Source organism: Streptomyces aculeolatus (assembly GCF_020400605.1).
GTDB lineage: Bacteria > Actinomycetota > Actinomycetes > Streptomycetales > Streptomycetaceae > Streptomyces > Streptomyces aculeolatus.
Map to the genome: position 1 here is coordinate 1 of NZ_JAINRD010000053.1, position 8,512 is coordinate 8,512.

Sequence of the window (8,512 nt, forward strand, 5' to 3'; positions counted from 1 at the left end):
CCCGCATCCCACCCTCGCGCCCCAGCTCCCGTCCGGTACGAAGCGGACCCCCCGTCTGCCGACGGAGACCCTCACCCACCTCGCCACCCTGGTCGGCCTGCACGGCAACCACCACCCCGTCGACCTCGCCGCCCACCTCCCCGAGACCCCGGCCAAGGTCCCCGCGCTCCCCACCTACCCCTTCCAGCACCGCCCCTACTGGCTGCGCGCCGACCCCGCCAAGGGGACCGATGCCCGCCCCGGCGACGCCGAGTTGTGGGACGCGCTGGAGCGCGAGGACCTGGACGGCGTGCTGTCCGCGATGGGTGTGCGGGACGCCGACGTCACGGCGTGGAAGGCCGTCCTGCCCTCGCTCGTCACCTGGCGCCGCCAGCGCGGCTGGGGCCACCGCCTCGGCTGGGAGGCCCTGGACGACGGCACGCCGCCGGTGCTCGACGGCGCCTGGGTCGTCCTGCTCCCCGAGGACGCCGCGGAGCACCCGGCCGTACGGACCGCGCTGACCGCGCTGGACGAGGCCGGAGCCGGAGTCGAGGTCGTCACCGTCGGGCGGCAGATGGCCCGTACGACGTTCGCCGGCCGGCTGCGTGCCGCGCTGAGCGCCTGCGGGGCCCGGCTCGCCGGAGTGCTGTCCCTGCTGGCGTTCGCCGACCCGGCCCGGCCGGGCCCCGACGGGCTGGAGCTGTCCGCCACGCTGCTGCACGCGCTCGACGACGCGGCCGCGCAGGTAGCCGTGTGGTTCCTCACCGCGGGCGGCACCGTGGCGGGCGGCGAGGACCCGCTCGCCGACCCCGCCCAGGCCCGGATTCGAGGGCTGGCGCAGTCGCTCGCCGTCGAACACCCCGAGCGCTGGGGCGGCTTGGTCGACCTGCCCGCGGGCGGTGCCGGCGGCCGGGACGTACGCGACCGCCTCCGGGCGGCGCTCGCCGGGCGGGCCGACCGCTCGGGCGCCCGCGAGGACCAGGTCGCCGTCCGGGCCGGGGCGCTGTTCGCCCGCAGAATGCGCCCCGCGGACCTCGCCGCCGCCACCGAGCCGTGGCTGCGCGCCACGGACGGCACCGTGCTGGTGACCGGGGCGGGCGGCGCGCTCGCGGAGGAGATCGCCGTGCAGCTCGTACGCGAAGGCGTGCGGCACCTGCTGCTGGCCACCGGGCCCGGCGCGTACGGGGAAGCCGCCGCGCTGGTCGCGCAGTTGCGGGAGGCGGGCGCGGAGCCCGTGGTGGCCGCCATCGACCTCGCCGACCGCGACGCGGTCGCCGCACTCGTCCGCTCCGTCGCGCCCGAGCACCCGCTGACCGCCGTCGTGCACGTCGCCGCGCAACTCGACGACGCCGTCGTCGGTGCGGTGGACGCCGACGACGTCGGCCGACTGCTCGACCCGGCCGCGGCGGCCTTGGCCAACCTCTGCGAGCTGACCCTCGACCGCGGGCTGGAGTCGTTCGTCCACTGCACCTCCGCGGTCGGCGCCCTCGGCGCGGCCGGCTTCGGCGCCCAGGGGGCGGTCCACGCCCACCTGGAGGCGCTGGCGCAGACGTACCGGGAACGCGGCCTGCCCGTCACCTCCGTGGTCTGCGGCCCGTGGCAGGACCCGGAGGCGGCGGACACCGCGGCCGGAAAGCACCTGCGCTACCAGGGCATCCGCCCCATGGCGCCGCGACTCGCGGCACGGCTGCTGGTACGCGCCGTCGCCGGCCGCCCGGCCGCGCCCGTGCTGGTCGACGTCGACTGGGACCGCTACGTCAGGCAGTCCGAACAGGGCGCCGCCGGCTCCCTGCTGCGCGCGATCCCCGAAGCCGGGGCCGGCGCGGGGGAGGGCGGCGCCTGGGAGCCCGAGACCGACGGGGCCGGACCGCTCGGCGAGGCCGCGGCGCGGTTGCGCCACCGGCTCGACACCGCCAGCGGCGCCGAGCGGGCCGACCTGCTGCTGGAACTGCTGCGGGACGCCGCCGCCCAGGTCCTGGGGCACGCGGACACCGGGGAGATCGCCGCCGACGCCCAGTTCACCGAGCTGGGGTTCTCCTCCTTCACCGCCCTCGAACTGTGCAACCGGGTCGCGGCCGTGTCGGGGCTGGAGATCCCGCCGATGGCCATCTTCGACAACCCCACGCCGCAGGCGCTGGCGGGCTATCTGATGACCACCTTCGAGGGGGATACCTCCCTCGCCACAGCGGCCGGGGCCGCGGCCCGGTGACGCGCCGCGCGCCGACCCGGGCAACGCGCCCCGTACCGACGTACGTACGTACCTTCCGAAGGAGCCTTTATGAGTGAGCCGGTCGTCGTCGTGGGCGCCGGGCCCGCCGGTCTGATGCTCGCCTGCGAGCTGGCGATGCGCGACGTGCCCGCGGTCCTTGTGGACATCCACCCCACGCAGCGCGCCGAGGCTCCGGCCATGGCGATCAACGCGGGCACGCTGGAGATGCTGGACCAGCGCGGCCTCGCCGCCGGGCTGCGGGAAGGCACGGTCACGTTCCCCGAGGTGCGGTTCGCGGACCTGCGGCTGGCCTTCGAGAAGGTGCAGGGGCCGCGTGAACCCACCCACATGGTGCTCCAGTCGCGGCTGGAGAAGGTGCTGATCGACCGAGCCGTCGAGCTGGGCGTCGACCTGCGCTGGGCCACCCGCCTCACCGGGTTCGAGGAGGCCGCGGACGGGTCCGGCGTGACCGTGACGCTCGCCTCCGACGCCGGCGAGGAGCAGCTGCGCTGCCGGTACCTGGTCGGCTGCGACGGGCGGGAGAGCATCGTCCGCAAGCAGGCAGGCATCGACTACGTCGGCGACGACTGGGTGATCGTACGCGGCATCGTCGGCGACGTCGCGATCAACCGCGAGGACGTGGCGCCCGAGCAGTACGGGCTGTCCTACACCGACAACGGCGACCAGTTCCTCGGCGCCCCGCTGAGCCCCGACGTCATGCGCGTGTTCAGCGCCGAGTTCTCCACCGAGCCGCCGGAGTTCGAGGACGGCCCGGCGACGCTGGAGCAGCTCGGCGACGCCGTCAAGCGGCTGACCGGCAAGGAGCTGAAGGCCACCGAGGCGCACTGGCTGCAGCACTACTCGATCGTCACCCGCAACGCGGAGCAGTACCGCAAGGGCCGCGTCTTCATCGCAGGCGACGCCGCGCACGTGCACTACCCGTACAACGGGCAGGGCCTCGGCACCGCCATCGGCGACGCGGTGAACCTCGGCTGGAAGATCGCCGCCGAGGTCCACGGCTGGGCGCCGGCGGACCTGCTCGACTCGTACCACGTGGAGCGGCACCTCGCCGGCCGGCTCGCCTGCATGAACATCCAGGCGCAGCTCGCCCTCCTCTACCCGCGCCCGCTGGCCCGCTACATGCGGGAGATGATGGGCGAGTTCCTGAAGTTCGACGAGGTGAACGTCTTCCTCGCCGAGATCGTCACCAACCTCGGCCCCGCCGTCCCCATCGCCTACGAAGGCGTGCCGGAGCCCGTCGAAGGCGACCGGCTGCTCGGCCGGCGGCTGCCGAAGGTGCAGATCAAGACCGCGGACGGCGACATGGGCGTCGCCGAGACCCTGCAGTCCGGCCGCGGTGTGCTGCTCGACCTGTCCGGTGACGCCTCCGCGCAGGAGGAGAGCGGCTGGGCCGACCGCGTCGACGTGGTCCGCGCCCAGCCCGTACCGGACCTGCCGGGGACCCTGCTGCTGCGCCCGGACGGCTGCGTCGCCTGGCACGACGGCGGCGGCTGGGGCCAGGACGAGCTGCGCACCGCCCTGCGCACCTGGTTCGGCGCCCCGACCGGCTGACGAGCCGGTCGGGTGCGCATCATCCCGGAGACCGCGGCGGAATCGGCCGTCGCGGTCTGCGGGCGTGGCGGCAATGCCGCGGCGGTCGGCGTGAGAACCGGCCAAGGGCGGCTTTAGGCCAACGGCACAGCATGACCGCGTCGGCGCCGGTGCCTGCTCTCCTGAGCGGTGCCCGGCGCCTTCGCCCAGCAGTACCACCACCAGAAGGGAAAGCAGTGCGCCCTACAGAGTTCCCCTCCCGGCTGACCGCCGCCGGGGCCGCGGCCATCGCGCTCACCGTGCCCATCGGCGCGAGCCAGGCCCACGCCGCGGACACGCACAAGGAAGAGTGCGTGACCATCTCGTTCATCGAGCAGCTGGTCACCACCGAGACCAAGGACGCGGCTCCGGTCGGTCCCAGCGTCGGCGACGTCGTGATCACCGAGGACGCGGTGCTGGACGACCAGCGCAACCGCATCGGGACCAACGACATCAAGGGCATCATCATCAAGAAGGACGCCGCCACCGGCGAGCTGTTCTCCTTCTCGGCCTCCGAGTACACCCTCGACGACGGCACCATCCACGTCGCGGGCCTGGTCAACCTGACCGCGCTGGCCTCCGGCAAGGAGCAGAAGCTCCCGGCCTACGGCACCGGCGGCCGCTACGCGGGCAAGGTCGGCGAGCTGTCGTGGACCCTCGTCAGCGAGACCGAATCGCTCAACTCCATTGCGCTCTGCGACTGACGTCGCGCGCCGCAGCCGAACGACGGGCTGAGACCGGCGGGCACCGCCCGCCGGTCGATCCTGCCCGACCCCCGACCCGCAGAGCCCGGGAAGTGCGATGATCCTCGAACCTCAGGTGTGGGCCGCCGCCCCGGCGGACAGCTCCGGCAACTGGGCCACCGACCTCATGGAGAGCCTCGGCTCGCCCGGCGTCGCCATCGCCACCGGCCTGGAAAGCCTCTTCCCCACCGTGCCCAGCGAACTCGTGCTGCTGCTCGGCGGGTACACGGCCCGGCTCGGCGACCTCAACTTCCTCGCCCTCGTGTGCTGGAGCACCATCGGATCCGTGGTCGGCTCCGTCCTGCACTACTACGTCGGCGCGCTCCTCGGCCGGCGCCGCACCCGCGCCATCTTCATCCGCTTCCCGCTGGTCCAGGAGTCCGACCTCGACCGCGCCGAGGGGTGGTTCGCCCGCTACGGCGCCAAGGCCGTGCTCGTCGGCCGGCTGATCCCCATCGTGCGCAGCTACGTCTCGCTCCCCGCCGGCATCGAACGCATGCCGATGCCGCTGTTCACGGCGTACACGGCGATCGGCTCGCTGCTGTGGAACCTCGTCCTGCTCACCGTCGGCTACGCCGTCGGCAGCAGCCACGACACCGTCGAGCAGTACGCCAACGGGTTCACCGCCGTCGTCGGCGGCCTCCTCCTCGTACTCGTCGCACGGTTCGTCTTCGTCCGGCTGCGCGCCCGGCGCCGGGAGCGGCGCGAGACCCCGGCAGAGCCGGTATGACCTGCAAGTAAGGGCACTCAGCCCACGGTTAGGCCCTCTTTAGCCCGGCCGCCCAGCATGAGCGAGTACAGCGCCCGGCACCGCTTCCGCGCGCCCGCCGGGGCCCCGACGGAACGGAGTGTGGACAGTGTCGGAACCGGCGGCCCAGGCCCTCGCGCGACCGGAAGGCCCGGCACCCATCGCCGTGGTCGGGACGGCCTGCCGTCTCCCGCAGGCCGACACACCCGAGGCGTTCTGGGAGCTGCTGCGCGACGGCCGCGACGCCGTCACCGGCCTCCCCGACGGGCGCCCCGACCTGCACGCGCCCGCCGAGGCGCCGGGAAAGGCACGCAGCGGCGCGTTCCTCGACCACGTCGACCTCTTCGACCCCGCGTTCTTCGGCATCGGCCCGCGCGAGGCCGCCGCCATGGACCCGCAGCAGCGCCTCGTGCTGGAGCTGGCGTGGGAGACGCTGGAACGGACCGGCATCGTGCCCGCGTCGCTCGCCGGCACCCGCACCGGCGTGTTCGTCGGCGCCATGGCCGACGACTACGCCCGGCTCACCCAGCAGCTCGGACCCGCGGCCGTCGGCCAGCACACCGTGACCGGCCTGCACCGCGGCATCATCGCCAACCGCGTCTCCTACCTCCTCGGCCTCACCGGCCCCAGCATGTCCGTCGACACCGGGCAGTCCTCCTCGCTCACCGCCGTGCACCTCGCCTGCGAGAGCCTGCTGCGCGGCGAGGCGGACCTTGCCCTCGCCGGCGGCGTCAGCCTCAACCTCACAGCCGACGGCTACGAGATCACCGAGGCGTTCGGCGCCCTGTCGCCCGACGGCCGCTGCCACACCTTCGACGCCCGCGCCAACGGCTATGTGCGCGGCGAGGGCGGCGGCCTCGTACTGCTCAAGCGGCTCTCCGACGCCCTCGACGACGGCGACCGGGTGCTCGGCGTCATCCTCGGCAGCGCCGTCAACAACGACGGCACCACCGACACCCTCACCACCCCCGGCGCCCGGGGCCAGACCGACCTGCTGCGCCTGGCCTGCGACCGCGCCGGCGTCGCCCCAGGCGACATCCAGTACGTCGAACTCCACGGCACCGGCACCCGGCTCGGCGACCCCGTCGAGGCGACGGCGCTCGGCGAGGCCCTGGGCGCCGGCCGCGGCGACGGGGACCGGCTGCGCGTCGGCTCCGCCAAGACCAACGTCGGCCACCTGGAGGGCGCGGCCGGCATCACCGGCCTGATCAAGACCCTGCTGAGCCTGCACCACCGCGAGCTGCCCCGCAGCCTCCACTTCCGCTCCGCCAACCCCGCGATCCCGCTCGCCGGCCTCGGGCTGCGGGTGCAGGAGGAGCACGGCCCCTGGCCGGACGGCGACCGGCGGCTGATCGCCGGGGTCAGCTCGTTCGGAATGGGCGGCGCGAACGCGCACGTGGTGGTGGCGGAACCGCCGTCGCACAGCCCGGACGAAGAGGAGGACGCCGATGGCATCCCCGCGGACCCGGACCGGGCGCCCGTCGGCGCCGCCGGCGTGCTGCCCTTCCTCCTCTCCGCCCGCAGCGCCGCCGCCCTGCGGGCCCAGGCGCGCCGGCTGCACGACCACCTGACCGCGCGAGGCGACGTCGCCACCCCCCTCGACGTCGCCCGCGCCCTCTTCACCACCCGCTCGGCCTTCGAGTACCGGGCCGCGGTCCTCCCCGCCCTCACCCCCGCGGAGGCGACGGCCCCCGCCGCGGAGGGGACCCGCGACGCCCTCCTGGCGGGTCTCGCGGCGCTCGCCGACGACACCCCCGCCTCCGGCATCCTGCGCGGCACCGTCCGCGACGGCCGCGTCGCGCACCTCTTCGCCGGCCAGGGCAGCCAGCGCGCCGGCATGGGCAGCGAGCTGTACGCGACCTGGCCGGTCTTCCGCGCCGCACTCGACGAGCTGTGCACCGCCCTCGATGTCGCACTCGCGCCGTACGTCGACCGCCCCCTGCGCGACGTGATGTTCGCCGACGACGACCCGGAGCTGCACCGCACCGTCTACGCGCAGCCTGCGCTCTTCGCCTTCGAGGTCGCCCTCTTCCGGCTGCTCGAGAGCTGGGGGGTGCGCCCCGACGTGGTGGCAGGACACTCCATCGGCGAACTCGCCGCCGCCCACGTCGCCGGCGTACTCACCCTGCCCGACGCCTGCCGTCTGGTCGCCGCCCGCGGCGGGCTCATGCAGGCGCTGCCGGAGGGCGGCGCGATGCTGTCCGTCCGCGCACCCGCCGTCGAGGTCGAGGCGCTCCTCACCGGGCCGGACGCCCTCGCCGGGCTGGACATCGCCGCGGTCAACGGCCCCGCGGCCACCGTCGTTTCGGGCGACGCCGAGGCCGTCGACCGCATGGCCGCGGCATGCGCGGAGCGGGACTGGAAGACGCGCAGGCTGCGGGTGAGCCACGCCTTCCACTCCGCGCACATGGACGGCATGCTCGCCGACTTCGCGGCCGTCGCCGCCGAGCTGGACTTCCGCCCGCCGCGCATCCCGATCGTGTCCAACCTCGACGGCCAGGAGGTCGGCGCCGACGAGATCTGCGACCCCGGCTACTGGGTGCGGCACGTCCGCAGGACCGTCCGCTTCCACGAAGGGGTGCGCTGGCTGGGCGCGGCCGGCGTCACCACGCTCGTGGAGATCGGCCCCGACGGCGTCCTGTCCGCCATGGCCAAGGACTGCCTGCCGAACGCCGTGACCGTACCCCTGCGCCGCGGCGGCACGCCCGAAGCCCGCGAGGTGCTGACCGCGGTCGTACGGGCCCACCTGCACGGCGTGGCCGTCGACTGGTCCGCCGTCTTCCAGGGCACGGGCACCGGGCATGTCGACTTGCCGACGTACGCGTTCCAGCGCGAACGGCACTGGCTGACGGGGGAGAAGCAGACCGCGGCCGTGCGCCCGGCCGCCGGCCCCGGCGAGGCGCGTACGGAAGCGCCGCTCCCTCCGGCTACGACCACTACCGCCACCGTCGGTTCAGGCGCCGGCCTTGCGAAGACCCTGGCGCTCGTCGTGGGCGAGGCCGCGGGCGTCCTCGGCTACGCCGACGCGTCGGCCGTCGAAGTGCGGCGCGCCTTCCGCGACCTCGGCTTCGACTCGATCTCCGCCGTCACCCTCCGCGACCGGCTGGCCGACGCCACCGGCCTCGACCTGCCCAGCTCCGTCCTCTTCGACCACCCCACCCCCGAACGCCTCGCCGCCCACCTGCACGCCCGCCTCACCGGCGCCGACGACGGCGTCGCGACGACGGCCACCGCCGTGGATGC

At 74.7% G+C, this 8,512-nt stretch carries 5 protein-coding genes; all 5 read left to right on the forward strand.

The genetic code is table 11. From position 1 onward, the window contains the following. Positions 1 to 2,188: SDR family NAD(P)-dependent oxidoreductase (locus tag LG396_RS38555; protein WP_225798274.1), on the forward strand; the 2,188-nt coding region annotated here is incomplete at its 5' end. A gap of 69 nt (positions 2,189 to 2,257) precedes the next feature. Beyond that, complete coding sequence (locus tag LG396_RS38560) at positions 2,258 to 3,760, forward strand: FAD-dependent monooxygenase (RefSeq protein ID WP_225798275.1); 1,503 nt, start codon at positions 2,258 to 2,260, stop codon at positions 3,758 to 3,760. A 215-nt stretch (positions 3,761 to 3,975) separates the two neighbouring features. Then, entirely contained in the window at positions 3,976 to 4,482 is a 507-nt protein-coding gene (locus LG396_RS38565; protein WP_018840631.1) for an allene oxide cyclase barrel-like domain-containing protein, read from the forward strand. Between the two features lie 97 nt (positions 4,483 to 4,579). Continuing rightward, complete coding sequence (locus LG396_RS38570; RefSeq protein WP_018840632.1) at positions 4,580 to 5,251, forward strand: DedA family protein; 672 nt, start codon at positions 4,580 to 4,582, stop codon at positions 5,249 to 5,251. Between the two features lie 127 nt (positions 5,252 to 5,378). Further along, the coding region (locus LG396_RS39895) for a type I polyketide synthase (RefSeq protein ID WP_225798276.1) at positions 5,379 to 8,512 on the forward strand (3,134 nt) is incomplete at its 3' end.

Coding starts and splice junctions, on each gene's coding strand:
- LG396_RS38560 (WP_225798275.1), top strand. CDS start 2,258: ATGAGTGAGCCGGTCGTCGTCGTGGGCGCCGGGCCCGCCGGTCTGATG.
- LG396_RS38570 (WP_018840632.1), top strand. CDS start 4,580: ATGATCCTCGAACCTCAGGTGTGGGCCGCCGCCCCGGCGGACAGCTCC.